Origin of the sequence: Pseudomonas sp. DE0010, from assembly GCF_007680745.1 — a bacterium.
Lineage (GTDB): Bacteria > Pseudomonadota > Gammaproteobacteria > Pseudomonadales > Pseudomonadaceae > Aquipseudomonas > Aquipseudomonas parafulva_B.
This window is the reverse complement of record NZ_VEJQ01000051.1, coordinates 1-1213: the sequence shown is the minus strand read 5'-3', so window position 1 is coordinate 1213 and position 1213 is coordinate 1. Positions and strand designations below refer to the sequence as shown.

The following is a 1213-nucleotide window of genomic DNA, read 5'->3' as shown; positions in this document are numbered from 1 at the left end:
CCTGAGCTGCGCCCCAAATGTTGGACAGTTGGTTAGCCTATCTCAGCCTGGGTCCTGTAAGCCACAGGGCTCAGGCCGTTGAGCTTCATTTTGATTCGATCATGGTTGTAATAATGGATGTATTCATCCAACCCCGCCTTAAGCTCAGCAACGCTTGCGAAGCGCTCACGGTGGAAGTACTCCGATTTGAGCGTCCCAAAAAAGCTTTCCATCGCCGCGTTGTCCAGGCAGTTGCCCTTGCGTGACATGCTCTGTTCAAGCCCTGCTTCTTTCAACCGCTTGCAGTAGTCAGGGTATCGATAATGCCAGCCTTGATCTGAGTGCAAGAGCGGTCGGCTGTTGGCTGGGAGCTTATTGATCGCTATCTCCAACATTTCGCCTACCAAGGTAAATCGGGGTCGGGAGTCGGTACGATAAGCAACGATCTCGCCGTTATAAAGATCCATGATCGGAGAAAGGTACAGCTTCTCACCTGCCACTTTGAACTCGGTAACATCCGTTACCCACTTTTGATTTGGCTGGTCTGCGCGGAAGTCGCGCTTAAGGATGTTGGGGGCGGCTTCGCCCATTAGCCCCCGATAAGATTTGTACTTCTTGGGGCGCACTGTACATTTCAGGTCCAGTTCGGCCATCAGACGACGTACCTTCTTACTGTTAACCGATTGCCCTTCGCTACGCAGCGTAGAGGTGACTCGCCGATACCCGTAGCGGCCGCGATGCCGGTGGCTGATGTCTTGTATCAACGTTTTGAGCGAGGCACACCGATCCCCAGCCTCGAGCACGCCGAGCTGGTAATAATAAGTGCTGCGCGACAAATGAGCTGCTTTGAGCAGCCAGGCAAGGGGGTAAAGCTTACGTAGCGCCGCGACTAGCCGGGTTTTTTCCTGGCTATCTTCTTCCTCGCCTTCTCCTCGTCTAGCTCCTCGAGCTTTTTTAGATAGGCGTTCTCCGCTTCGAGCTGGGCTAGCCTTGTCAGCAACTGCTCACGAGTGAGTTGTTCAGTAGGCGTGGATGAAACGTCTTCAGACTTGCGGGGTGCTTTAGGCATCGCGGTAATCACTGGCTTCTTACGGGACGGTCGGGGTTGATGTCCGCCACTGTAATACTGTTCCTCCCAACTGCGAACCAGTGTGGAATTGCCTAGGTTGTAAAGCGCTGACGTGGCGCGCAACGAAAGGTCTTCACGCCATTTATGATGAAGAACGGCGAGTTT

The 1213-nt window shown here is 53.6% G+C and carries 2 pseudogenes; both read right to left on the bottom strand.

The annotated features are described in order from the left end of the window. Positions 1 to 32: 32 nt before the first annotated feature. A pseudogene (locus FS767_RS21550) lies at positions 33 to 878 on the bottom strand (IS3 family transposase); the annotation flags it as partial. Continuing rightward, positions 869 to 1213, bottom strand: a pseudogene (locus FS767_RS23615) (hypothetical protein); the annotation flags it as partial. The pseudogenes FS767_RS21550 and FS767_RS23615, both read right to left, overlap by 10 nt.